This is a genomic window from Aquipuribacter nitratireducens (assembly GCF_037860835.1).
GTDB lineage: Bacteria > Actinomycetota > Actinomycetes > Actinomycetales > JBBAYJ01 > Aquipuribacter > Aquipuribacter nitratireducens.
Window position 1 is genome coordinate 264629 of sequence record NZ_JBBEOG010000001.1, and the last position, 26855, is coordinate 291483.

General features: G+C 69.6%; 10 protein-coding genes. 4 read left to right on the forward strand and 6 right to left on the reverse strand.

The window, feature by feature from the left end:
• Window positions 1–5: 5 nt before the first annotated feature.
• From drmB to WAB14_RS01200, 6 genes are all read right to left on the reverse strand, one after another.
• Entirely contained in the window at window positions 6–2018 is a 2013-nt protein-coding gene (gene drmB, locus WAB14_RS01175) for a DrmB family protein (RefSeq protein ID WP_340266565.1), read from the reverse strand.
• Window positions 2011–5736, reverse strand: coding sequence for a DISARM system helicase DrmA (gene drmA, locus WAB14_RS01180; RefSeq protein ID WP_340266567.1), 3726 nt, complete (start codon window positions 5734–5736; stop codon window positions 2011–2013). The genes drmB and drmA overlap by 8 nt, the downstream gene beginning before the upstream one ends.
• Window positions 5733–9785, reverse strand: coding sequence for an Eco57I restriction-modification methylase domain-containing protein (locus tag WAB14_RS01185; protein WP_340266568.1), 4053 nt, complete (start codon window positions 9783–9785; stop codon window positions 5733–5735). Before WAB14_RS01185 ends, drmA begins: the two co-directional genes overlap by 4 nt.
• Window positions 9782–12904: a DISARM system SNF2-like helicase DrmD gene (drmD, locus tag WAB14_RS01190; protein WP_340266569.1), complete on the reverse strand. Its 3123-nt coding sequence runs from the start codon at window positions 12902–12904 to the stop codon at window positions 9782–9784. Before drmD ends, WAB14_RS01185 begins: the two co-directional genes overlap by 4 nt.
• Window positions 12905–13004: 100 nt before the next feature.
• Complete coding sequence (locus WAB14_RS01195) at window positions 13005–13985, reverse strand: hypothetical protein (protein WP_340266570.1); 981 nt, start codon at window positions 13983–13985, stop codon at window positions 13005–13007.
• On the reverse strand, window positions 13966–19818 hold the full coding sequence (locus WAB14_RS01200) for a DUF4011 domain-containing protein (RefSeq protein ID WP_340266571.1): 5853 nt from the start codon (window positions 19816–19818) through the stop codon (window positions 13966–13968). The genes WAB14_RS01195 and WAB14_RS01200 overlap by 20 nt, the downstream gene beginning before the upstream one ends.
• A 340-nt stretch (window positions 19819–20158) precedes the next feature.
• Here WAB14_RS01200 and WAB14_RS01205 point away from each other — a divergent pair, with 340 nt between their 5' ends.
• From WAB14_RS01205 to WAB14_RS01220, 4 genes are read left to right on the forward strand one after another with little or no spacing between them, the layout of a single operon-like run.
• Complete coding sequence (locus WAB14_RS01205) at window positions 20159–21589, forward strand: DUF3375 domain-containing protein (RefSeq protein WP_340266572.1); 1431 nt, start codon at window positions 20159–20161, stop codon at window positions 21587–21589.
• On the forward strand, window positions 21586–22191 hold the full coding sequence (locus WAB14_RS01210; protein WP_340266573.1) for a DUF4194 domain-containing protein: 606 nt from the start codon (window positions 21586–21588) through the stop codon (window positions 22189–22191). The genes WAB14_RS01205 and WAB14_RS01210 overlap by 4 nt, the downstream gene beginning before the upstream one ends.
• Window positions 22188–25631 (forward strand): ATP-binding protein, encoded by a 3444-nt coding sequence (locus WAB14_RS01215; RefSeq protein WP_340266574.1) that lies wholly within the window; start codon window positions 22188–22190, stop codon window positions 25629–25631. The genes WAB14_RS01210 and WAB14_RS01215 overlap by 4 nt, the downstream gene beginning before the upstream one ends.
• Window positions 25628–26821: a Wadjet anti-phage system protein JetD domain-containing protein gene (locus tag WAB14_RS01220; protein WP_340266575.1), complete on the forward strand. Its 1194-nt coding sequence runs from the start codon at window positions 25628–25630 to the stop codon at window positions 26819–26821. Before WAB14_RS01215 ends, WAB14_RS01220 begins: the two co-directional genes overlap by 4 nt.
• Window positions 26822–26855 lie beyond the last annotated feature (34 nt).

Sequence of the window (26855 nt, forward strand, 5' to 3'; positions counted from 1 at the left end):
CTGCCTCAGCTGAAGAAGCCAAGGCCAACCGCTCCGGGCAGGTCGACGAGGAAGCGCCGGTCTAGGAACCGGTTCGCCCGCTCGCAGGACGTCTCGGACGCCATGGCACAGCAGTGGCAGGCTGCTCCGTGCAGGAAGTCCTCGGGGTCCTTGGGCGTGCGATGGGCACACACCGGATCAGATGAACAGCGGCCGGCACGTTCCAGCGCCGAGGTCACCACCTGCTCAAGTCGTGCTGGCTCGCTCAACTGGACGAGCCCACCCAGGGTGCCGTCGCTGTCGGACGCGGTCGTGCAGATCAGCAGCCCGGCCGCAGGCTCTCGCCCACTGTCGGCCGTCCAGGCGTAGATCCGCTCACTGAGGCTGGCTGCCGAGTAGCCGCACTGCATGGCCATCTCCCGGATGAGCACGTGGGCGAAGGTGTGCACCAGCCAGTAACGGGGAGGCTTGAGTCGCTCGTCAGCGTCGACCTGCTTGGCGGTCTCGGAGTAGCGGCGCTCGAAGTTGCGACGGTGTGCAGCCCGGTGGTCCGCCCAGATCTCACCACCGACGGTCGTCCGCTCCCAGGCGTCGACCGCCTGCTCGTCAAGCTGCAGGAAGATGCCCTCACCTCGATCTTCGGTCGCCACTGCCCAGCGTGGCCGCCTGTCGCGGTTCAACGGCACGAGCCGGGAGGTGAGGTCACTAACGCGCTCCATCTCGTCGATCCGCGTGAAGCCGAGAACCGCGTTCACCTTCCGTAACTTGTCGACGGCGAGCACCCGCGTGATCTGTGGCCGCAGCTGCGGATCCAGGGCTCGGCCGGACAGCATGAGGCCGCTGGGGTCGTCGTGCTGATTGCCTATTGGGTCACGTTGGAGGTAGCGCCACTCCGGCACGAGCAGGTCGACCGGGTCGAAGGCGCGGCGCTGCTCCTCGAGCTCCTCGTCCGAGAGGGCCGGTGCCATTGCCAACGTGATGGCTGCGCTCAGGTCGTCGTCAGACAGGTTGGCGAGCGGTGAGCCGCCCTGTTGCAGCAGCGCCCGCACGAACGCGACGTTGTCGTGGAACTGGGCGAGCTGGTCCCCCAGCGCCGCCTTGAGTGCGTCCCCTCGGCTGGCGACCGCTTCCGCTCTCGACTGTGGCATGACGATGATCGATTGAGTTGCGGGGAACCACAGGTTTGACGCCCCGACGAGCATCAGCCGGACAGGCATCGGGCAGCCCTGGGCCGCAAAGGCGTTCAGGTGCGGGTGCCTACCGCGGCACTTCGGCAGCTTGCCGCGGGCGGCTTCGCCCTGGGCTTCGTTCATGGGCCGCCGGACGTTGCACGAGTCGCAGGAGATCGTCGCCGACGCGCCCTTGCCGCCGGTGCGGTCGACCATCTTCAGGACCGGGAACTCGGCCTTCGGACAGTCATTGCCGTGGTGCACCCACCACGTGTAGGGGAACTCGTCCAGGTGGCCGTCAGCGCACGCGAGCAGGTAGCGAGCAGGGACAGCGGGCCGACGACGGGCTTTGCGGTTCGTTTTACCCGCCCGCCCGTAGCACTTCTCGTGCTCGAAACGGGCTTCGTCCGTCCTGTACGGGTGGGTGTTGGTGTACGTGAAGCGGCTGATCGGACCGAGCAGGTCGCACCCGGTGCAACGCATCCACTGTGGGAAGACCCGAGCGGGGACCCCGAGGTCGTCGCCCTCCTTGGACATGAAGTTCTTCTTGGGCGCCCACGGAAAAGGGCGCAGCTCGCTGACCTGCGAGCCGAGCATCGTCTGCACGGCCTGGAGCAACCGAGGCGCGTGCAGGCTGGGGACACCGTCCCGGCGCCGCCAGATCGTCTCCCAGTCGTCGAGCCCTGCCGGCATGATCGTGAACTGGGGAAGGTCCATGATCGAGCCCGGTCCGTAGGTGTAGAGCAATGACGAAGGACGGGCGGAACCAACCTTGGCGCGGTTCTTGGTCGACTTCTGCGCCGACGCCGTGTCGACGTCGCCGAGCGGGTCCAGGAGGTCGTCGGCGTAGGTCATGGTGGTGTCAGTCATTGACTGCCCCGTTCGTCTCGTCGAGCTCCCAGCCGGGAGCGTCGTCCGGCTCGACGGCGTACAGGCGCTCCTTGATCGGACTCACCAGCAGGTTGATCTCGGGCTGGACCTCTCGCATCGAGTTGGCGACGACGAACGGCGGGCCTGATGTCGCCCCCGCGACAGCGCGGGCGTTGTCCGGGCTGATGAGCAGCGCCTCGTGCTTTCCGTCTCCGGCCTGACGCTCGTACACGAGCGTGAGCTGCTGCTGGCTGAGAGCCTTTCGCCGGTTGACCCACTGGTCCAGCCGGTTCAGCAGGCGCTGACGGGTGGTCTGGGTCGTCGTCGGGCTGGACAGTGTGGCGCGGGCAACGAGCGCGTCTACGAGCTCCTTCACCTGGTCGTACTCGCCTTGGATCCGTCCTGCGCCTCGCTCGGCCGACAGCCCGTCGGCGCGGACGGCGTCGAGCACTCGCGCTGCGCTGACGAGGACGCCGTCGAGGCCGCGCTCGATCGAGGTGACGGAGAAGGGAGTGACGGACAACGCCTCCACCTGCGCGTAGAAGGTCTCGTGGTAGTGCCGGAACTGCTCGAAATGAGCCAGGTCGCGAGGCCGAGCCCAGTTGCCCAGGGTGACGACCAGGCCGGGGCGTGCCGCGTCACGACCCACGCGCGAGGACGCCTGGATGTACTCGGCCGTGTTCTTCGGCTGCCCCACCATGAGCATGAGACCCAGCCGCGTCACGTCGACACCGACCTGGAGCATGGAGGTCGCGAGCACTACGTCGAACGGGTTGGCCGTGCGCGCCTCGACGTGTTGGCCCGCGGCGCGCTGCTCCATGCGGACGCGCTTGCCTTCGGTGGAGTCGTGGTCAGGCGTGAACTGCCGACCCATCTCGTCCAGCGTGCGGGTGATGTCTGCGCTGGCGACACGGGAGGTCAGCTCGGCGATGTTGAGACTGCCGTAGTCGGTCCCCCGTCGCCGCGGCAGCCCGGTCCACGGCCGCCCCTTGCTCAACGCCGTCTGGATGTCGTCGGCCATATAGCGGGCCATGCCGGCCAGCTCCCGCGTGGCGTTGAAGTACCCCACGAGCGTCATGTACGGGTCCGCGCTAGCCCCGGACCGGTCCATGAGCAGCTGTGCCGCCGACATCAGGACCTCGGAGACCCGGATCTCGGCGGAGGTGAGGCGAACCCCCGTGGTGCTGATCCCGATGTACCTGCGCCCAGGTTGCTGCTCGGACACCGCTACCTCGGTCGAGAAGTACGTGTCCTTGACGTCGAGGACCTGCGGGGGGAACACGGTGACGCCGCGCCCGTACAGGCCCCGAATCTGGTCGTTGGCGTTTCGGACGGTCGCGGTGGACGCGACGATCAGCGGCTTGACGCGCTTGCCGCCAGCGGTCGTCCAGGACGTGAGCACGTCGATAGCCACCTCGAACAGTCCGACCGTCGTGCCCAACGCCCCGGTGATGAGATGGAGCTCGTCCTGGATGATCAGGTCCGGCGGACGCAGACGGCTCACGGCATGCACCGCGGCGGCAGGCAAGCCGTCCTTGGCGGGGTGCTTGCTGCCGTCCTTCAGGCTGCACGGCTCGTAGTCGGCGTGCACGTACCCGTGCCGCTCGCAGCGTTGGCGCACGTACCCGAACAGCGACGCCGCTTCGCCCTCTCGAGCCAGACGCGCGAACTTGTCAACCGTGGCGATCACGAAGGCCGGGGCTAGTCGGTAGATCTCCTCGTCCACGGTCAGGACGGGGAGACCGTCATCGACGACGCCACCTCGGGCGAACGGGCACTCGGCGAACTCGTCCCCGCAGTAGACGTGCACCCGCCGGTGCGCGTCGTCGCCCAGGACGTCCCTGGCCTCGATGCGTGTCCCGCACCACGGGCACCGTTGCAGTTGCAGGACGGTGAGGCGGTGCCGCCGGCCGTCGTTGACGTTCGCGAGCTGCTCAGCCGCCTCGGGGTACCGCTTGGGGGACACGTCGGTGCCGACCCACAGGCCGATACGGAAGGGCTCCGTCCCCCAGGTGGCCTCGTCCTCGCGGCGGGCCAGCTCGGCGGCGCAGACCAGGGTCGTGGCGCGTTGGAACTGCTGAGCGGTGAGCAGTCTGAGGGTGTAGCGCATGAGCACCGCCACACCGGCGCGGCCGTCCACAGGCCCGTCGACGCCGGTCACGATGCCCTGTCGGCGCCGTACCGCGAAGGTGAAGGCCGCGAGGCCGAGGTACGCCTCCGTCTTGCCGCCGCCGGTGGGGAAGAACAGCAGCTCGACCTTGCCCAGGTCGTCTCCCGACCGGCGGTCCAGCTCCGGCCGCGACAACGACTCCAGCTGCATGAGGATGAAGGCGAGCTGGAACGTACGCCAGGAGTGTGCCCTCGGGCCCTTCGCGAGCACGCGCTCACGTGCCGCGTCCCGTCCGAGCGTGGGCAACGCGGCTCGCTCCTCGGCGACCTGGGACTGGATGCGCTGGTCGGCCATGACCCGGTTCATGAAGCGAAAGCACCGCAGCGCCTCGGGATCTGCGAGCAGGTGCGTCAGGCCTGACTCCAGCTGCGTGCAGACCCGACGGGCGTCATGTAGCGCGTCGTGGGCGTCGTCCTTCAAGTGCGCAGGGAGCGCGGCTGCGAGTCCGTCCTGGGTGTCGAGCCATTCCCGGTAGCCCGTGATGATCGGTCTGAGGCCCGCGTCCACCTCTGCCGGAGACGCCTCCGCCAGCCGGCGCATGTCCAGCAGCGCTCCGTCGATCTCGGTAGCGAGCGTCTGCGGGGTCTCAGACACTGGTAGCCAGGTGGTCCACACCCGACTGGCGCGGCGCGTGCCGGGCTGCTCGGACCAGTCGGCCGAGCAAGTGCGTCCGTGCGCGAACTCAAGCCGGTCCCGGTACTGCAGGTTGAGCCGGCGGAGCTCGTCGTCCCGCTCGAATCGGGTGTCGGCAAGGACGTCCGTCACGGGCAGGAAGGCGGCTTCGCCGTCAGTCTCAACGTAGAGCTTCGTCTGGAACAGCCAGGCGTTGACGGGGATGCGGCTGGGAGTCTCGCGGTCGTTGCACAGCGCCACCTCGATCAGACGGCGGTCGCGGTCAGGGTCGTCCATTACGTCGACGCGAAGCACGACGTCGTCCTGGAGGGGGTACTCAGCGGTCGTCGCGGGCGACAGGTCGGCGACGGTGACGACGACCGGCTTCTCTACCGGGGTGCGTCGGAAGTGGCGGATAGCAGCGCCGCCCTTGGACACCTCGCCGCTGTCGAAGGGGTTGTACACGCCCCAGGACGCTCGCACGGTGAAGGTCGGGAGGTCGGCGGGGATCTGAAAGCGCAGCCCCATGGAGGCGGGGATCATCAGGCCACGCCGCTGTGGCTGGTCATCTACGGCGTCCTCGTCGGACTCCGCCGTGGTGTCGCCGACCGCCGTCACCGGGACTCCGCGACCCTCGGCTGCGTCGGCTGCGTCGCCCACGTCCGCAGCAGGCTCGTCGGAGCCTGCCTGAGCGGGGTCTGCTTTGCCTGTCAGGCGGACGGGCGCGATGCGGCCGACGAGGTACATCGAGTCCGGCGGGGCTTCGATGACCTCCTCGTCGCCGCGCGAAGGCCCGAGAAGTTCTCGCTGGAGGATGTCGGCAAGATTCTCCCGATCGGTCCACGACCGGCCGTCGGGTGCGTGGCTGAGCTCGTAAGACGGTGTCTTTCGGGGAGGCACGACTGGGTCGCGGGGCGGCACCGGCGTCTCGGTCACTCCTCGACCTCCGTGTCGTCTGAAGGAGGCGCGACGTCGCCCTGCCGAGCCGCGCGCCGGTGGTTCTCCTCCAGCAACCGATCGAGGATCTCGACCCTTGCCGCCGGGCTCACTGTCCAGCGCTCCATCTGACGGTAGGTGTGGAAGCCGTGGTCGAGCGGTACGTCGTCCCAGCCGTAGGCAGCCATGACTGCTTGGTCCAACTCGACGTGGACCTCACGCATGCGGCCCACATCGGAGTCTGAGGTCATAGAGATGGCAGGGTCGTTCACCCGATTGTAAAGCTGAGTTGCCCCAATGTCTCGGCTCAGCATCAATTCGCGTCGTTCAGTATCCAGTGTGCGACCGACTGAACAGAGGAGCGCCGTCTCCTCGGGACGTGGAAAAGTTTCGAAGACGTCCGAAGGTGTGTAGCGAGGATCCAACCTTAGCCCTGAACCGTACTTTACTGCCCACAACTGATGCAGGCTCGACGACAACACGGCTTGGTCTGCATAGGAATCGGTCGCGAAGACGCACAAGGAGTTGCTTAGCAACTGCTTCGCCGACACGCGCATAGGCATCAGAGTCTTGCTAACAACCGTCAGGGCGAGCACTTCGTTGAGACGCGCGATAGCAGCCCGCATGCGGGGAGCCTTGTCACCGTGTTGCCACCATTTCTCCCGACGTGCCTTCATGTTGTCCTTCTCGCGCACGGGGCGAACTTCATCACGAACTCGCGCGAAGGGCAAAGAAAATCTGGCTGCAGCTGCCTCGTCTCGATCAAAAAAGTCAATGACCCAGCGCGACGCCGAGCAGTCGGGGCGACCGTAAAGGTCATCGCCGCCCAAGTATGGAGTCAGAACCAATTCGTTGTTCCTGTCGGTGGCAATCCAGTCATCGACTTCGCTCTTGTCAATCACGAAGCCCATTCCGATTAGGAAACCTCCCTTGAAGGCGATCCCGCTATTTGCGGCCAGACGAGCCGGAGGGCCTGCGGTTCGTCCCTCCGCTTCGAGGAGTGGACTGATGCGAGCAACTGGGCGATCATCTGAATAAATCTGCGCTTGCTCGCCGAGGGGCCCCAGGCGGCCCCATACCGCAGCGTATTCTAGGTTGGCGCCTTTGGCGGGCCACCTCCTGGACTGGATAGACCTAGTGATCGAGAATCCCTGCGCAACCATTCGGCTTAGGCCTACGTCGCGAGTGTCGCCTTGGGCCAGCGTGTTGGTGGCGATCAACCCAAGGCTGCCACCTTGTGTCAGCAATTGTGTAGCTCGAAGAAAGAAGTAGGCAACCAGGTCTGCTGCCCCTCTCGTTCCGTCTGAGATGACATTAATCAACCAGTCACGAGCGTTGGCTCCCATAGCATTGGTCAGTTTGAATCCGCCCAGGAAGGGAGGGTTCCCGATAACCGCGTTAAAGCCTCCGTGTGTCATTACATCGGGCACCACAAGTGCCCAATGCAGCGGCTTCCACCTGAGGTGGTCGGTCTCCACTGTTGGGGTCAGCCCGCTCTCGATGATCGCGTCAAGCATCCTCGGGTCGGCTTCACCGTGTTTCGGGTAAGCAAGTCCCGCTGCGATTCGAAGGTTCTCATACGCCTCCTCGAGGGCTCGCCCCTTTTTGCCTCCGACAATCAGGCCTGCGGCGACCACGGCATCAGCAATGGTGGAGAGCTGGCCCGTCAGTTGTTGGTAGTCGTCCCACTGTCGACGCTTGGATACGGCAGACCGTTGGGGGTCGTCGTTATCGATCTCGGAGGCGAGGCGCTGGCGCAGGCTAACCGCGCGCGCGATGACGGCGTCCACCTCCAGGCGCTCCGTCCAGCCCCCGTCCGCGGTCTGATAGAACAATGTCGCAGCCTTCGCCTCCCCGGGCCGGATGTGCAGCGCCCGAAGCTGCTCCAGGTCGGTGAGGCCCAGGAGGGAGTTGCCGAGTAGCACTTTGTCGTCGACGAACGAGAACGGCAGCTTGGGGTCGAGGGACACGAGCCAGAGCGAGAGCTTGCACATCTCGACTGCCATGCCGTTGATGTCAGCGCCGTACAGGCAGTTGGCCACGACCTGGCGCACAGCCCGTGTCTTCATCTCCTGGGAAGTGCCACGCGCGACGCCCTCGCGGTGCCACGCCTCGAGGAGCCGTTCGCCCAGGTACTCCGCGGCCGCCACGAGGAAAGCCCCAGAGCCGCAGGCTATGTCGGCGACCTTGAGGTCGAGGATCTCGTCGGAGCTGAGCAACTGCCACTGATCGCGCTCAGCCGTCTGGTGCGGTCCCGGTCGGTAGACGAGGGGTTCCAGCGCGTGCAGGACTACCTCGCGAGCAAGCGACTTGGGCGTGTAGTGCGCGCCCGACGTCGCCCGTGATGGGGTCTCGACGACGACGAGTCCGCCGGCCTGGAACACCATCGGCCGGTCGCGTAGGTCCCGGCGGATGATGCCGATGTAGGGCCTCAACCGTTCGATGAGCCCGCGGTCCCGGGTCACCGCGAGCAGGGCGCGGTCGACGTCGTCCATCTGGTCGCCAGTGCGCAGGGCTTTGGTGATCGCCGCCTTCGAGGCCGGAGTCGCGCCCGGCTGAGACGCCTTCACCGTCGCGATGATGGCCTCCGCCAGCCGAGTGTCGTCCTGGTGCAGCTCCGCCAGGTCGTCGAGAGCGTCAAGGGTCATCTCTGGCTCGGCGCCGGCAGCCCCGATCAGCCCGACGGTCACGTCGTCGACGTCGGCGCACGAGTAGCCGAGCAGGCCCTCGTAGATGTAGCCGATCTGCTCCACGTCTACCGCGCGGAACGAGATCCGCCGGGCGGGCTGGCCCTTGAGCTGGGCGACCTGGACGGATCGCAGCACCTCGAGCATGACGCGGTCGCTGACCGGCACGGCGAGCACACCGCGCTCGTCGCGGGCGGTGAGGAACGGGAACCGCGCGCTGTCGAACAGCGATCCACCGTACGACGGCAGGCGCATGTCCTCGAACGTCGCGCCGGCGTACAAGGCCCGCGACGTGGCCAGAAGCCGGTGCCAGGTCAGGGCCGTGGCGTCGAGCGACTCTGTCCCCTCCTCGCGGGCCCGGGCGTCCAGAACGTCCAGCTCACCGCTGATGCCGTAGCCCATCGTGAACAGGCGTCCTTGCGGCAGGAGCGAACGCTCCTCGGCAAAGAGCAGGAATACGACCCGCATCATCGCGGTGACGGCGGCCTGGTACACGAGGTCACGGTCAACTGGAAGCGGGTCAGGGCTACCACGTCGCCGGGCGTCCTGCGCTGCCTCTGCGAAGGCGCTGACCAGAAGCTCCACCGCACGACGGACCTGCGTCCCCAGCGCCTCGGTGACGTCCTCGGCGGCCGTCACCGACTCCAGGAAGAGCTGTGCTGTCCGGTCCTCCGGGGCGCCACCGACGAGCTGCCTGGGAGACAGGAGCGCGAGGAAGGCGTCGCGCACGTCGGGCTCCTCGACCCAGCGTTGAGAGTCGACGACCCCGCTCGCGACCATGGTGTCCGCCTGCGCGCTCACCAGCGCCCACCAGCGCCCATCCGTGACCACGGCCAACGGCACCCCCGACGCACGGAGCACGGCCTCGGCTCGGTCGATGGGGCACGCGGCCCACCCGTCGTCGACCACGTCGTGCAGCGAGTCGCAGGGATCGGCCAGAAGGACTAGGGCGCCGACGGTGTCACCCCGGACCAGGGCCCAGTCCGGCTCGACGGTCACCACGCGATTGGGCGACGTTCCACGAGCCTGCGCCGCCGGTGTGTGCCTCAGGTCGAGCTTCAACCCCTCGGCCCAGCCCGCGACGTCGCGCACCACCGTCTCTGCGAACGCGTCCCGCGCCGCACGCAGGGCCTCGATATGTGCGGGCTCACCTGGTTGTGCGTCCCAGGTGTCCCAGGCGCGCTCAAAGGTCGATTTGGCATCCACGAGAGTGGCGCGGGTGGACGAAGAGATTTGTGGCATGCCTTGCGGCCAGACGCGCTTCAGCGCGGGGACGGCCAGGAACGGTCCGTCCGTGTCGACGAGTTCGAGCCAGCGTCGATGCTGCTCGGTGCCGCTGGGGGCGGTGACGCGACGTCTCATGCCAGTTCTCCTTGACGAGCGTCCCGCGGGGTAAGCGCGAACACCACGGCGGCGGCCGAGACGTGCGGGCGAATGTCGGTGTAGCGCTCCTGGATGGCCGCGACCTCACGCGCCTCCTCGTCGGCGAGCGTGGCAAGGCGATCCTCCATGGCGCGGATGTCGCGACGGACCTGCGCGAGCTGTTCTGTGGGCCACAAGGTGGATGCCTCCTCGGCCTCGATCGCACGTAGTCGCGTCTGGGAGTCGTGGAGGTTGCGCCGGAAGGCGCCGAAGATCTCGCGGGCGCGCGTCACGTCGGACTGCCTGCGTGACTCCAGCCGCTCCTCCACCGCCCCCTGATGCCGCTCGGCACGGCCAGTCATGGCCGTGAGTAGCCGGGAGCGCAGGCGAGAGCCGTCCTGGTTCCACTCGGCAGACAGCTGCGCTCGGATCCGGTCGTCGGCCAAGGTCAGGCCCTGGCCGTCCAGCGTCTGCTCCAACAGCTGCTCGACCTTGCTCTCGGCCATCGCCTGGCCCCTCACCCGGATGCCGGTGAGGAACACCTCCTCGTGCAAGCGAACGCCACCGCGACCCACGAGCACCAGCCGCGACACCGCAGCCACGCACGACTGCTCGATGCCGGGCACGACCACGGCCGTCACCCGGCTCATCGCGGAGTCGGCGCTGAACAGCGAGCTGCGCAGGATCCGTCCCGCCTTCTGCAGCAGGGCGTGACCGAGGTGCACGTGCACCACGTCGCTCCGGCCGGACTGGCCGTCGTCGAACGTGATAGGCCGCCAGACTCCAGGCTTCAGGCGCGTGTCCAGCCCGCGCAATGCCGGCTGCCACGAGGAGCCCAGCGACGGCACCTGGAACACCTCGGCGTCGGAGTAGTCGTCGCCGATCTCGACGAGCTCAGGCTGCGCCGTGAGGGAAAGGGCGGTGTCGACGACGCGGCGAGAGTTGGCAGGCGTCAAGTGCATCGCTGCCTTCCGGTCGGCGTACGTGCGCGACAGCTCCGTCAGCTGCCTATTGAGCTCCGCGCTGCCGGCCAAAGCTCGGCCGATGATGGCGTTGCCGTCATCGGCAGGTGTCTTCGTCCGCACCGACCTGAGGCGGCTGAAGTGGTTCTGCACCTGGGCGTCGATGACCTGGTTGACCGAACCCAGGTCCCTGGCGATGGTGCCGACCTTCTCCGCGATCCGGCGCATGAAGTCCATGTCTGCGCCATAGGTGGTCGAGGCCCGGTCGGGCTGGAAGTGGTAGATCTCCGGGGTGTGCTGCTGGCCGTAGCGGTCGATGCGGCCTATCCGCTGCTCAAGGCGTGATGGGTTGAACGGGATGTCGAAGTTGACGAGCCGGTGGCAGTACGCCTGCAGGTCGATGCCCTCGCCTGCGGAGTCCGTGGCCACCAGTACGCGGATCGGCTCCTTGTCCGGGCTCTCGCTGAACCGTGCGCGCGTCTGCTCACGCTGCTCGGGGTCGGTCGAACCCCGGATGGTGTCCAGGACCGGTCCGTAGCCGCGCTGCTCCAGTACGCCGACGATCCACTCCAGGGTGGTCGCGTACTCGGTGAAGATGACGACCCGCTCGTTGGACCACAGACGCCCGTCCGGTCTACACACCGCGTCGAGGAAGGTGACCAGGGCCCTGAGCCGGGAGTCCGGTTGGTTCTCGTACCCCTGCCCCCACGCGACCAACTCAGCGATCTGCTGGGGCGAGGCGGCCACCAACGGGTCTGAGCCCTTGCTTTGTCGGAGGGCCGAGAACTCCGGTTGGTCGGAGTGCCCCTCCTCCTCGTCGTCCTGTTCGCTGCCGAGGACCTCCGCGTAGTAGTCGTCCTCGTCGTCGAGGTCCGGCAGACGACCACTTGAGCCTGAGCTGTCGTAAAGCGACATCGTCATGGCGAAAGCCCAGGAGCTGGACAGGAACCGCTTCTTCAGCAGCATGGAGACGATGTCGCCGGAACGGCCACGGCCGTTGGCACGGGCGGACTCTTCCAACAGCGAGGTCAACGACTCAAAGGCTGCCTGCTCGTCGTCGCTTGGGGTGAACAGGATGGACTTGATCTGGCGAGGCTGGAACTGCTTATCGTGGAGTTCGGTCTTGAGGCGACGAACGGTCACGTCTGCCAACGCCTTCTCGTCGAGCGTTGCCCCTCTGCTGAAACGGCGGTCGTCGATCATCTCCAGCAGCGCCGTGAAGGACTCGGAGTGCCCGTTGTGCGGTGTGGCACTGAGGAACAGGCGGTGCTCGCAGACCATCGCCAGGTCGCGTGTGGCGATTGTGCGGGCGCTGTCCACTGCGTACCCGCGCCCACCACCCACGGCACTCGGGCTCGACGGCGCGACGTGATGGGCTTCGTCGACCACGAGCATGTCGAAGGCGAAGCGGCGGGCTGAGTTGATGTCGCCGACCTGTGCGTAGACGTCCCGCAGCAGCCGCTGCGCACGCAGGGACGGCAGCCACGCCATGCTGACGATGACGCGAGGGAACAGTCGGAACGGGTTGGCGTTCAGCCCGTGGCTGCGGCGGACGTCGGACATCAGCGCGCTGTTGACGATGACGAAGTCCAGCCCGAACTTCTCCCGCATCTCGTCCTGCCACTTCAGCGACAGGCTGGGCGGGCACACGATGACCACAGAGCGCGCTCGGTGCCGCAGCAGCAGCTCCTGGATGACGAGCCCGGCCTCGATGGTCTTCCCTAGGCCCACGTCATCAGCTAAGAGCAGGTTCGTCCTGGGGGCTTGCAGCGCGCGTCGCAGCGGCTCGAGCTGGTACGCCTCGACGTTCGCGCCGCTGCGGAACGGCGCCTGGAACGACTTCTCGTCGGCAGACGTCACAGCACCCCAGCGCACGGCGTCGACGAACGCCGCGAGCCGGTTCGGGTCGTCGAAGCCATCAGCGGTGATGGCCTCAGGGAGGCCCTGGTCCGGCGCGACGGTCTGGCCGACCTCCAGCTCCCAGACCACGTCGAGCTCGGTGCCGAGGCGGTCCTCGTCCAGAGACTGAAGCGAGACGACGTGGTGGGTGCCTGCGACGCCCTCGTCGGCCGGGCTGCGTGTCAGGCCCTGCTCGCGGACGTCGGCGACGGCCCACGTGGAGCCGCGGACCTCGACGACCTGGCCTGGTTCGGGCACGGGCGGGACGCCGTGTTGCGTTGCCGGATGTGGTGGTGCCGTGGTCACGAGTGGAGTCCCTTGAGTAGTGACGATCTTGAGGAGGGAAGTGATGCCGGGTCTAGAGGGGTTGATAGCCAGGCGGAAAGTCGAGGCCGTACTTCCGGACGAGCCGAACGGTCTGACCGTGTCGGATGCCGTTCTTTGCCGTGGCGCCCAGCATGGCTGCGCTGAGACCGGCACCTGTGACAATGGAAACCACGGGGATGGCCTTGCTCACCGCGGAGACGGAGACTGTCGGTTTGGTCGACAGGGTCTTCAACAGCTTCTCCGTGGCGGCGATCAGGCGGTGATCTGTCCGCAGTTTCATGCTCCATCGCTGCCGTCCGGCGATCGCCTCGAAGGCCTTGCCCGACGCCCGGAACGTCGCCGTCTTGCCCCCCTCGCTCGCCAACCCCTCCACCTGCGTGTGCAAGGAGCCTCGCACGATGCGGTGCAGCAGTTCCTCGTACTCCTCAGCGGAGTCGTCGAAACCGTAGGCGTGCAGTGTGCGTGTCGCCAGCGCGTTGGAGAGGGCGTGCACGACTAGGACGTCCAGCGTCACCGCAGCTGCGATGCCTGCTACGGGGACTAGCGCTAGCGCACCCATCGCCGCACCCTCGCCGGCGCCCACTGTTCTCCAGTGCAGGGGCATACGACGCGTGACCTCATCCAACTCCTGCATGTCGAGCAAAGCGAGGCTGTTGAGAGCGCCCACGTCTCGGCTGCGTTCACGGTGGTGGCTGAGAACCTCCTCCGGATCCATCAACCGTGCCGTCCACGTCGCGACCAAGTCGAGCAGCTCGACCGCAGCGTCCGCGACGGGCCGAAGAGTCAGGTCCGCGGCACGTCCCGCGGCTCTCTGCACGCCATCGGGCACCCGTGAAACGGCGTAGTCGACTCCACGGGCGGCGCCGCTACCGGCCTGTCGTGCGGCGGACGTGACCTTCTCGAAGGCTGCCGGTGGCCGAGACTTCTTCTCCCAGTGGACGGTCAGAGCATTCCAGCGCTGCAACTCATAGGCCGACATGCCCGCGAGGAGATCACCGTGACGAGAGGACACCTGATTGCTCCTTGAGTCGTCCTGCGTGCAGCGCATGTGTCAGCGCCGAGTCCACGCGCTCGCGCACGCCGGGTGTGAGTCGCTTGCCACCGAAGCACGCGAGTGCCTCACGCAAGAGCTCCTCGCGCTCGAGGCCGAAGCCGGCGACGCACAGCGCCCGCATGGCGTTGCCGATCTCCCACAACGGCACGTCTTCGATTGGCCGCGGGTTGTCGGGGGTCGAGGTCCGGAACCCCTCCCAGCGCTCCGTGTCCCTGCCTTGCGGCCAGAAGAAGCTCGGCTCGTCACCACCCCGGAGCTCGGTCGGGACGGTCGCGAGGATCGACCGGATGCGCGACTCGTTGAGTCGCGTGAGGTCGTAGGCGGCCGCCACGCTGCGAGCAAGCCGCACCTCATGGATCGGTCCCTCGGCTGCGATCACCTCGAGCGCGACGTGCCGCACGGCCGCCGTTGCCCGCGCGTGCGGCAGCGCGTCGAGCCACGACCGGTCACCGACCAGACGAGGGGTCCACGCGACGAAGGGTTCGGCGCCAGGCAGGGCGGCTGGCGCTTGTTCTCGCACGACCGAGCGGACGGAGGGATCGACAGTGGCCCGCACGGTCGCCGGCTCGGCGGAGCGCAGCGCAGCCGCGGGCCTGACCGCGGGTGCCTGCGGTGCGCTCGTGGTCCACTCGGCCGCCGCGAGCGCCCGCTCCAGCCGCCCTACGACCGCGTCGGAGTCGGCGACCCACTCCGGCAGCCACACCCGCTCCACGGCGGGCCACCCCATGAGCCGCGACAGGACCGCGACGGGCAGGCCGTCACGGTCGCCGACCGTCTGACGTCGGGCCCACGCCGGTCCGTCGAGCAGCACCGCAAGGCGCGGTCGTCCGGGCTCGCCTGCGCGGGCGACGCTGATGTCGACGCGGAAGTCGGACAGGCCGACCTCCGTCGTCACGACGTGCCCGCGGGCGCGGAGCGCCGCGGCGATGGCGTCTCGGTGCCGGTCGACGAGGCCAGCGCGACGACGCGCCTCGGTCTCGTCGGCGCCCGCTGCGGCGAGGTCGAGGTAGGCGCGCAGGTGCTTGATCCCGACGGCCGCGGTTTCCTCCGTGCGCAGCTGCGCCGGGTCGAAGGAGCTGAACACGACGACCTGCCGGCGCGCACGGGTGACCGCCACGTTGAGGCGCCGCTCGCCGCCGCCACGGTTGAGCGGACCGAAGTTCAGCGGCAGCACACCCTTGTCGTTCACGCTGAACGCGGTCGAGAAGAGGATGGTGTCCCGCTCGTCGCCCTGGACGTTCTCGAGGTTCTTGACGAACAGGCCGTCGGGGTCCTCGAGCGCGTCGACGAAACGCTGGTCGCCGCTGTCGCGCAGCAGCGCCTCGATGTAGGCGCGCTGCTGCACGTTGAACGTGACCACTCCGACGGACGGGTGGGTGCCGTCCGGTGACGCGTCGAAGCGGCGCCGGATCTCCTCGACGACTGCCTCCGCCTCGACCGGGTTGGTGCGCAGCAGCTTGCCCTTGCCCGTGCGGTTGAAGTGACCGTCGACCCGTACGAGCGAGATGCCGTGGCCGCGCGGGCCAGGGTCGGCGTCGCCCGACCTCGGCGCGGGGAACGACGAGAGCCGCTGGTCGTAGTAGTGCTGGTTGCTGAACGAGATGAGCGACTCGTCCTGGCTCCGGTAGTGCCACGACAGCCACTGCTGGGGCACGCGCGCTTGGACCGCCTCGGACAGGATGCTCTCCTCGTCCTCGACGGCGAGCAGGCCGTCCGGAACGGCGTCCTCGTCGTCGGAGATGCCCGCCTCCGCGAACGACGTCGGGGGCATCTGCTTGCTGTCGCCGACCACGACCACCGAGCGAGCCCGTCCCATCGCCCCGATTGCGTCCGCGACGCGGATCTGGGACGCCTCGTCGAACACGACCAGGTCGAACAGCTCCGCCTGCACGGGGAAGAAGCGGGCCAGCGAGTCCGGGCTCACGAGCACGCACGGCATCACCTGCGTGATGAGGGCGCCGTACTGCTGCAGCAGGGCGCGGACGCCGAGCCCGCGCCGCTGCTTGTTGAGCTCCCGCTGCAGCGCTCCAACCTGGCCGTGACCAGTCCTCGGGTCGAACGACCGGGAGTCGACGGCGCGCCGCGGCAGCTCCTGCACCATCAGGTCACGCACCGACTCCGAGGCGGTGACGAAGCGCCGGATGCTCCGTTCGTGGGCGACGGCGTCGAACGCGTCGAGGCCGGCGGCGGCCCGCCGTTCGACGAGCGACGTGCGGGCGACCCCGCGGTCGAAGGCCTTGACCGCCTCGTCGGCGGGGACGGCCCCGACCTCGAGCGCCCGCGCCGCCTCGTCCAGTCCCTCGCTGCGCAGCGCGGCGAGCTCGGCGAGCAGCGCGACCCAACGGCGGACGGGGAGCAACTGCTCGTCAGCGGCGTCGCGGCTTGCGCGGGTGCGGTCCCACGCCCGTACGAACGACAGTTCGTCCGACCAAGTGGCGAGGCTGATGTCGTCGACGTCGCAGGCGGCCAGCAACTCCGCGACGGCGTCACGAAGCGCCGTGAGTCGGGTCGCGGTGTCGGGGTCGCCCGGGCCGCGCTGGTCGAGCCACGCACGGACGGCGTCGGTGAAGCCGGTGGCCGCGCCGTCGCGCCTGGCGATCGACCGGCCCGCCCAGCGGAGCCACTGCACCTGGCGTTCGAGGAGCCCGCGGCCCTCCTCCGTCAACGGGTTCCACCCTTGCGGCACAGCGACGCCTGGGACCCGGCCGGCCTGGTCCGCGAGTCCTCGGACCGCACCCTGCACCTGCAGCAGCGCGCCGGTCAGGGCGACGAGATCCTTCGGGCGGACGGCGGCGCCAGGGCGAAGCACGGGCGACAGTTGCTCGGCCACCGCTCGCAGGCGCTTCTTTCGGCCCCAGAAGCCGGACGCGGCGGCGGCTTGAGCCTGCCCGTGGATGTCGGCGAGCGGTAGGTCCATCGCTGCGGGGGTGACGACGTCGAGACCCGGGTGGGTGGCGGCGACGAAGGCGCCGATCTCGCGAGCCAGGGCCTCGTTGGACGAGTCCCACGCCGGCTGCTGGGTGCTGTCGAGGTCTTGCAGGGTCACCGATGTCGCGCCGGCCAGCCCGACGAGTGTGTCGAGGTCGTCCAGTCCCCGGACTTCGGCGACGGCACGGGCGAGCGGCCCGGCGACGGCCAGCCGGTCGAGTGCGGTGTCGACGGCCCGGACCGACCGTCCGATGCGCTCTGCCTGGCCGTCCGCCAGCGTGGTGCAGCGGACGAAGCCCCACGGGTGCAGCGCCGCCGGACGAGCCGGATCGGCGACGTCGGGGAGCAGACCAAGCCGGTGCCGGATGGCGTGGACGGCGTCCTCGCCACGGGCGAGGACCCGCGGCGGCACCTCGAGGACGGAACCGTCGCCTAGGGCGAGCTGTGCCGCGTGGGCGGAGTACATCGAGTGACCCGCGGGGTTCGTCTCGTGCAGCCGGGTCGCGTAGCGGGTGAGGTGACGCCGCGACGTGCGCAGGTCCTCCTCGCTCGCAGCCAGACCGTGGGCGTCGACGTCGACGGCATGCTCGAGCGCGGCGAGGATCTGGGCGCGCACCTGCGCCGGCTTGCTGCCCTTGTCGTGCAGGTCGAGCGAGAAGGGACCCATGCCGACGGCGTCGAGCCGCTTCTGCACGACGTCGAGCGCGGCCCGCTTCTCCGCGACGAAGAGCACGCGACGGCCGCCGGCGATCGCCCGGGACAGCAGGTTCGTGATGGTCTGCGACTTGCCGGTGCCGGGCGGACCCTCGAGGACGAGGGTCTTTCCGGCAAGGGCGTCGGCGATCGCCCGCAGCTGCGACGCGTCCGCCGAGATCGGACACTCGGCGGCGAGCTCGTCCAGGTCGGTCGTCACCTCGCCCTCGACGGGGTCGACGAACGGTTCCGTCGGAGTGTGGACGAGGTGGGAGACGAGCGGGTTGGCGATCATGGTGTCCCAGTGCTCGTCGAGGTCCTTCCACAGCCGGAACTTCGCGAACTGCAGGATGCCGAGGTGCGCCGTGGTCTCCACGCGCCACGGGCGGCCCGCCTCGGCGACGGCGACGCGCACGGCGTGCAGGGCGGCGTCGAGGTCGCTGCCCGCGTCGTCCAGGGCGGGGTCGGCGAGGCCGGGGATGTGGACGCCCAGCTGGCCGAGCTTCTCGAGCAGGCAGTAGTTGGGGGTGCTCGTGCCGCTCTCGTCGAGCTCGATGCGGTAGGCGTGCTGTCGGGTCGCGCTGCGCAGGGTCACCGGGACGAGGACGAGCGGGGACCGCAACGGCTTGCCCTCCCACTCCCACGCGAGCATGCCGAGCGCGAGGTAGAGGTTGTTGGCCCCGGTCTCCTCGACGATCGTTCTCGCCTTGTAGGCGAGGCTCCGCATGCGTGTCGCGTAGGACCCGCCGGACACGTCGCTGAAGACGGCGCGCTTGGAGTGCAGCAGCTCGGCGAGCTGGTCCTGAGGGAGGTCGCGCCCGAACCGGATACCACGCGCCTCGGCGATGTGGTCGACACCGTCCGACGGCCAGAGGGACAGGGCGCCCGAACCGTGGAGCAGGTCCTCGACGCGGCCGAGCTCGCCGTCGGGGACCGCCAGCGCGATGCCGCTGCGGTCGGTGAAGTTGATGAGGCGGTTGCGGAGGCTGAGGTCGAGCAGCGCGTTCTTCCACTGCGCCACGCGAGGCGGCACCGGGGCGGTTGACATCGTCCCGCTCGACGTCTGGTGCCGGGGGAGCGGGACCGCCGCCGGCGGGCTGCTGTGCACCGCGGGGACGTACTCCACGACGGTGACCTCACCGGTCGCGTGCTGCGCGACGGCGGGGAGCGGGACGACGCCGCTGCGTCGCGCCGTGTAGACGTCGACAACGGCCAGCACCTCCTCGAGGTCACCCGTCAGGTACCTCGCGAACGGGGGCCGGTGCGTCTCCGCGAAGGACCTTGCGCGCTCGCCGTCGGTCACCATCGTCGTCTCGACGAGGCGGACGCGACCCACGTCGATGAGGTTGACGACGTCCGAGACGTCGGTGTGGGCGATGTTGACGAGGGCGTCCTCGGTCCGCCAGTAGCCGAGGAACGCGTGACCCTGCACGACCCACAGCAAGGGGCGGATGCCGGCCTGCTCGAGAGCGGCAGCAAGGACGACGACGGTGTCGAGGCAGGTCCCGAGTCGCCCTTCGAGCACCTCGCGAGGCGTCCGGACGAGCTGCCCGACCGACCCCCAGCTCGCCGGTGGTTCGGCGTACCGGATCGCGCGAGCGCGGGCGGCGTCGAAGACGGCTTCCGCGATGGCGTCCACCCGCTCGGCACCCGACTGGTAGCCCTGGATCGACGAGCTGCCCGTGCGCGCCTTGAGCAGATCGCCCGCCTCGGCGACGAGCGCGGTCACCGCCGGGTCGTTCGGCATGACGAACGCGGGGAGGAGCTCGAACGAGAGCTGCGCGGGACGCGCCAGCCAGTGGCGCGCCGGGAGGACGAGGAGGTCCTCGGACACCTCGGCGACGAGCTCGCCGTCCGCCATCAGGCGCGCGGTGAGACGGCCGGGTCGCCTCTCGGCGACGTCCTTCATGCGCGCGGGGTCGAGCTGCAGGCGTACGTCGTCGACCACCGTCCGGGCCCCCGCCGCGAGGTCGACGATGCTGCGACAAGTCCGCGTCAGCACGCCGCTCTCGTCGCTGATGGCGACGTCGAGCTCGGCGCCGCGCAGGTCGACCGTCGACGTCAGGGACACCTCGTCGACGACTGGGATGCCGTTGTGAGCCATCGCGTAGCTGACGACGGGTGTGCACTGCGTGGTGACGGTGACGGGCGAGCCGGTGTTGCCGAGCACGTGGTTCCTTCCCCCGGGGCTGGTCGCGCACAGTGTGCTGCAGGTCTCGCTCCGTGCGCGCCGAATCGAGCGGATCGGTGGCAGTTCGCTGCTGTACCGGTTGAACGCCACGTGGACGTGGACTCGGCAGATCCGGCAGCGGTGCAGAAGAAGACCTTCTCCCACGGGCTGGGCCCTGGGCCGGTGGCAGCTACGTCAGGGCGCCTCCGTGGCCCGAATGCACTCGTCTTCGCCGTGCAGCTACGCAGGCGCTCCCGCCCATCGCCCGATGGGTCGACCCTGGACGACTATGGCGGCGAGGCACCACGTTCTGTCCCGCCCTTCCGGCATCCTCAGCGGTGTGGAGCACGACGAGCTGGACAGCCTGCGCCGCCACCCGGCGTGGCGGCTGCTCAGCGCCGACAGCGCCCCGCTCGTGCTGGACGTACTCGGAGCGGTCTTCGTCGACTCTGGCGGCGGCCCGATGGCCGAGACCGACCTGGTCCAGCGGGTCGACGACCACCTGTTCGCCCTGTCCCGCACCTGCCCAGGGCGCTACCCCCGCCCCGCCCTGGAGTACGTCCGGGACTGGGCCGAGCCGGGCAAGGGCTGGCTGCGAGCCTTCTACCCGCCGGGCAGCGACGGCCGCCACTACGACGTCACGCCCGCCGTGGAGAAGGCGCTGCGGTTCCTCGACGGCCTGCGGGCCCGGTCTTTCGTCGGGACCGAGTCGCGGCTCGACGCCATCGTCACGCTGCTGCGCGACCTTGCCCTGGGCAGCGAGCCGGACACTGAGCGGCGCCTTTCCGAATTGGAGCGGCGCCGGGCCGAGCTCGACCGGGAGATCGAGGCCGTGCGCACCGGCCGCAGCCCGCTGCTGAGCGACACCGCTCAGGCGGAGCGCTTCGATCAGGTGACGCGCCTCGCCGTGGACCTGCTGTCGGACTTCCGTCAGGTGGAGGAGAATTTCCGCACCCTCGACCGGCAGCTGCGCGAGCGGGTGACCCGGTGGGAGGGGCCGAAGGCGGGGCTGCTGGACGAGATCGTCGGATCCAGGGCCGGGATCGCCGAGTCCGACCAGGGTCGCAGCTTCCACGCCTTCTTCGACTTCCTGCTGTCCAGCAGCCGGCAGGAGGAGTTCCGCGAGCTCCTCGCGCAGGTGCACGACCGCGCCGGCGCCCCCTCCGGCGCGCGCACCCGGCGCGTCCATCACGATTGGCTTGCCGCCGGGCAGCGCACTCAGGAGACCGTCCGGTCGCTGTCGGAGCAGCTCCGCCGCTTCGTGGACGACCAGACTTGGCTGGAGAACCGGCGTGTCCTCGATCTCGTCCGCTCGATCGAGCAGCACGCCCTCGCCCTGCGCGACACCGGTCCTATCCCGGTCGCAGCGGACCTCCCCGACACCCATCCGAGCCTCGTGCTGCCCATGGAGCGCCCGCTCTACCGGCCCAGGACGAAGGCCGCGGTCGCGAGCGACGACGTGGTCGAGGCCGACGCGGTACTCGACGCCACGGCTCTGTTCGAGCAGGTCGTCGTCGACCGCGAGCGGCTCGTGGGCGCTGTCGGCAGCAGCCTGGCGGGCGCCGAGCAGGTGCCTCTCGCCGCCGTGGTCGGGCGGCACCCGCTGCGCGAAGGGCTCGCGGAGCTCGTCGCCTACTACACGCTGTCGGCGGCCGCCGACACGACCTTCGACTCCGTGGTCGACGACACCGCTACCGACCGGATCGGCTGGACCGACCGCGACGGCGTCGACCGCGTGGCGACCGTCCCGAGGCTGGTGTTCACACGATGAGCGGACGCCCGAGCCCGCGCGGCGAGCTCGACCTGTCCCTGGTGCTGGTCTCCCTCTACAAGGGCGTCGTGCAGCGCGACACGCACGAGCGCGCCTGGCAGCACCTGCTCCACCTGCAGCCGCAGGTCCGCGACCACGTTGGGGTCGTGGGCCTCCAGCTCGTGGTCGACGAGTCCGAGGGGTACGCCTACCTGCGGCAGCGCCCCGAGGACGACGACGCCACGACGGACGCGCCGCGCCTCGTGGCGCGCCGGCAGCTGTCGTTCCCGGTCAGCTTGCTGCTCGCGCTGCTGCGGCGCCGTCTCGCCCTGCACGACGCCGAGGGCGGCGACGTCCGGCTCGTGCTCACGCGGGAGCAGATGGTCGAGATGGTGCGGGTGTTCGTGCCCGAGAGCAGCAACGACGCCCGGGTCGTGGACCAGGTGGAGACGAGCATCGCAAAGGTGGTGGAGCTGGGCTTCTTGCGACGCCTGCCCGGCGACGACGGCGCCCTCGAGGTCCGTCGCATCCTCAAGTCATTCGTGGATGCCGAGTGGCTGCACGACTTCGACGCGAGGCTCGCGGCCTACCGCGACGTCCTGGCGGGTCAGGAGACCGCATGACGCTCTTCCCCGTGACGGACCTCGAGGTGCGCGACTCCGCTCGCAGCGCACCGGGCTTCCGGCTGCACCGGCTGGAGGTCCTCAACTGGGGGACCTTTGACGGCGCGGTCTGGTCGCTGACGGCCAACGGCCACGACACCCTGCTCACCGGCGACATCGGGTCCGGCAAGTCCACCCTGGTGGACGCCGTGACGACGCTGCTGCTGCCGCCGCACCGGATCGCCTACAACCGGGCGGCCGGGGCGGAGACGCGCGAGCGCGACCTGCGCTCCTACGTCGAGGGCCACTACACGTCCCGCCGCCATGAGGAGACCGGCTTCAGCCGTCCGGTCGGGCTGCGCGGCGGCAGCACGTACTCGGTGCTGCTCGGCTGCTTCGCCAACCCGGGCCTGAGCCGGACCGTAACGCTCGCGCAAGTGTTCTGGCTGCGGGAGGGGCACGGCGGCCAGCCCGAGCGGTACTACGTCGTCTCCGACACGGGGCTCACGATCGCGGGCGACCTGGCGGGCTTCGGCGGCGACCCGGTCGATCTCAAGCGGCGGCTGCGGCGCGAGGGCCACCACGTGAGCGACAGCTACCCCGGCTACGGCACTGAGCTCCGGCGCCGGCTCGGCGTGCCCGGCGAGCAGGCCCTGGAGCTCTTCCACCAGACGGTCTCCATGAAGTCCGTGGGCGACCTCAACGAGTTCGTCCGGCGCCACATGCTCGAGCCGCTGGACACGACGGCCCAAGTCCAGGGGCTCGTCCGCCACTACGAGGACCTGACGCGGGCGCACGAGGCCGTCCTGCTGGCGCGGGCCCAGCTCGACTCGCTCGCCCCGGTGCTCGGCACCGCCGACGACCTCGACGCCGTCACCGCAGGGGTGGAGTCCGACACGCAGCGGCGAGACGCCGTGCCGTTCTGGGCGGCCGACCGGGGCCGTCGCGCGCGCGAGCGCCAGCTCGTCGCATGCCAGGACCGTCTCGGCAGGATCAGCGAGCAGCTGCGGGACGTGGACCACGAGCGCAGGCAGCGCTCGGAGCTGAGCGACCAGCTGCTGGCCGAGCGCGCCGGCCACGGCGGGGACCGCCTCGCGGCCATCGAGCTCGACAAGGACGCCACGGCCCGGCAGCGAGACGAGCGCCGGCGCCGGCACCGTGACGTCGGCGACGACCTCGCCCGCCTCGATCTTCCGGGTTTGGGCGAGGCGGAGGCCTGGCCGCGCCGACTCGGCGAGGTCGAGCAGGCGCGGACCGCCGCCCACGAAGCCAGGGAGAGGCTGCAGGAGGAGCGCACCAAGCTGGAGGTGCGCCGGCAGGAAACCACTCGGGAGTTGGACGAAGTCGACGCCGAATTGACCAGCCTCCGGTCCAGGCAGAGCGCGCTGCCCCGGGAGTCGCTGGAGCAAAGGAGAAGGCTTTGCGAGGGCGCCGGCCTGGCGGTCGAGGAGCTGCCGTTCGTCGGCGAGCTGGTCCGGGTGCGGGAGGGGCGCGAGGAGTGGGAGGGCGCCGCCGAGCGGCTCCTGCGCGGCTTCGCACTGTCGCTGCTGGTCCCCGCACACGCCTACCAGCGGGTCGCGCGCTGGGTCGACGCAACGGACCTGCGGGGACGGCTCGTCTACCTACGGGTGCCCGAGCGGGCCGAATCCAGGCCACTGCCCGAGGCCGACGACGGTCACGGCGCGGTCCGACTGTGGCAGCAGCTCGAGGTGCGTCGCGACGGACCTGGCGGAGGGTCGCTCGGCGAGTGGGTCCAGGGCGAGCTCGCACGCCGCGCGTCGCACGTCTGCGTGGCCGACGCGGCGGAGTTCCGCGCGCACGAGCGTGCCATCACCGCTCGCGGTCAGGTCAAGCATGACCGCACGCGGCACGAGAAGGACGACCGCCGCGGCATCGGCCAGCGCAGCAGTTATGTGCTCGGCTGGTCCAACCGGCGCAAGATGGACGCCCTGCTGGAAGAGCATCAACGGCTGCGCGGCCTCCTCGACGCATGCAAGGAGGAACAGCTCGGCCTCGGCAGGCGGGACCGCGGCCTCCGCGAGCGCGAGGATGCGTGTGCCCGGCTGAGGCCGGTGCGGGTCGACGACATCGACTGGTGGTCGGCCGTCCGGCGCATCGACGAGCTGGAGCGGGAGGCCGAGCGGCTCCGGGCCGCCTCCACCGAGCTCAGGCGGGTCGATGAGGAGCTCGCGGTGTGCCGAGCGGCCCTGGCGGACCTCGACGAGCGCCGCTCCACGCTGGACCGCGAGCACGGCCAGGTGGAGCAGGCGCGAGGCCAGGCCGAGCGTGACATGGACGCCGCCGATCGTGTGCTCCAGCGGTCCGGAGCGGAGGCGGCCCGCGGCGTGTTCGCAGAGCTCGACGAGGCGGCTGCCCGCGCGGGAGCGGATCTGGCCGACGATCGGGATCCTGCCGACCTGTGCAGTGCCATCGAGGACGCAGGAGCGGCGCTGGGCGTGGCCTACGCCGAGGCCCTCGACCGCCGCCTCAAGCGGCAGAGCAGCCTCACCGCGACCCTGGTCCGTCAGATGGGCGACTTCCGCCGCACCTACCCGCAGGCCACGGAGGAGCTCGACGACTCCGCTGCGGCGGTGCCCGGCTACCGCGAGCTGCACGTGCGGCTCCGCGACGACGATCTCCCACGCTTCGAGCAGCAGTTCCGCAGCTACCTCACAACCAACGCGATCCGGGAGATCGCCGGCTTCCACTCCAGGCTGCGCCAGCACGAAGAGCTGCTCCGCGACCGAGTCGGGCTCATCAACGACTCCCTCGCGGGCATCGAGTACAACCCCGGCCGCTACATACGCCTGCTCGTCGAGCGCACCCCGAATACCGAGGTCCGGCAGTTCCTCGAGGATCTCCGGGCCTGCACCGACGGCGCCCTCGACGACGACGGCGGCCAGGAGTACGCCGAGCGAGCCTTCGAGCAGGTGCGGCTCATCGTCGAGCGCTTCCGCGGCCGCGAAGGGCACACCGAGGCCGACCGCGCCTGGACTCAGCGGGTCACCGACGTCCGCAACTGGTGCGTCTTCGCCGCGTCCGAGCGATGGCGCGACGACGACAGCGAGCACGAGCACTACACCGACTCCGGCGGGAAGTCTGGCGGCCAGAAGGAGAAGCTCGCCTACACGATCCTGGCGGCCTCCCTCGCATACCAGTTCGCGATCGAGTGGGGCGCCGCGACGTCTCCTGGGTTTCGGTTCGTCGTCATCGACGAGGCCTTCGGACGCGGCTCGGACGAGTCCACCCGGTATGCCCTGCGGCTGTTCGCCCGGCTGGGGCTCCAGCTGCTGGTGGTCACGCCGCTGCAGAAGATTCACGTGATCGAGCCGCACGTGTCCGTGGTGGGCCTCGTCGACAACATCGAGGGCCGCCAGTCGCGGCTGCGCACCATGACCATCGAGGAGTACCGCAGCGAGCGCGAGGCCCACCGGCAGCGGCAGGGCGTCGTCGCCGGGTGAGCGCCGCGGCCCGCTGGACCACGCGCGCCGACGTCGTCGCCGCCCTGCGGCGCCGGTGGGACCGGGGTGAGTGGTTGCTCGCCGCGGTCGATGAGGCGCCCTTCGCGCCTGTCGCGATCCCCTTGCGGAGGCCCACGGCGACGCAGGTTCGCGACCGCTTTGACGAGTGCCTCGAGTGGGTCGAGGGCTGGCGCGACGAGCGCGCCCGCCCGCTTCGCATCGACAGGTCGCCGGTCGGGGGACGGGTGTCGGGGGTGCAGCATCTCCCGGCCCACGCAACTCTGGACTCGGTCGCCGACCTGGTCAGGCTCCTCGGCCGCGGGCCCGAGGTGCAGGCCTTCCGTGGCGTGCTCGACGCCACTCGCGAGCACGACCCCGAAGTGCTGCCGTGGGTCTGTGCCCGGGGCCGGGCACTGCTCCCGCACGCCGAGGAGTGGCCATCGGTTCTGCGCGCCCTCGCCTGGCTGCGCGATCCCGTCAACGCTGGCCGCTACCTCCGCGAGATCCAGGCGCCGGGTGTGGACACCAAACTGGTGGAGCGGCACCGCCCCGTGCTGGCCGCCCTGCTCGAAGCCACCCTGCCGCGGGAGCGGATCGACCGGTCGGCCCCGAGGGCCGACATCGCGACCCGGTTCGGGTTCGCGCGCCGGCCGGTGCTCGTGCGCTGGCGGTGGCTGTCGCCCCCGCCGCCTGGCTGGTCCTACGGGGACCAGGCCATCCGCGCCGATGAGCTGGCGGCCGCGCCGCCCCCGGCTCGGACCATCGTCGTGGTCGAGAACGAGGTGACGTTCCTCGCTCTCCCCGCGCTGCCGAACACGGCGGCCGTGTGGGGCAAGGGCTACTCGCTGGACGGCCTCCGCGAGCAGCGCTGGCTGGCCGACAGGCGCGTCCTGTACGCAGGCGACCTCGACACCCACGGCTTCGCCATTCTCGACCGGCTCCGCTCGTGGTTCCCCGACGTGGTGTCCGTCGCCATGAACGAGCGGACTCTCTTGGCCCACCGGGACCGATGGGGTCAGGAGCCCAGCCCCTCGCGCGCCGAGCTCACACACCTGAGCCGCGAGGAGGTCGCCCTGTACCGGGACCTGCGCGACGACCGCATGGGACCCGCCGTCAGGCTCGAGCAGGAGCGCATCGACTTCGGTTGGCTATTGGCCGAACTTCGAGCCGCGATAGGCAGGTCGTTGTGACCCTCGCTTTCTCCGCTCCGCGAACCGAACCCGT

What these genes read in the sequence shown, in the direction of transcription:
- drmB (WP_340266565.1), bottom strand. Translation starts at nt 2,018, where the DNA reads ATGACTGACACCACCATGACCTACGCCGACGACCTCCTGGACCCGCTC.
- WAB14_RS01185 (WP_340266568.1), bottom strand. Translation starts at nt 9,785, where the DNA reads ATGAGACGTCGCGTCACCGCCCCCAGCGGCACCGAGCAGCATCGACGC.
- WAB14_RS01210 (WP_340266573.1), top strand. Translation starts at nt 21,586, where the DNA reads ATGAGCGGACGCCCGAGCCCGCGCGGCGAGCTCGACCTGTCCCTGGTG.
- WAB14_RS01215 (WP_340266574.1), top strand. Translation starts at nt 22,188, where the DNA reads ATGACGCTCTTCCCCGTGACGGACCTCGAGGTGCGCGACTCCGCTCGC.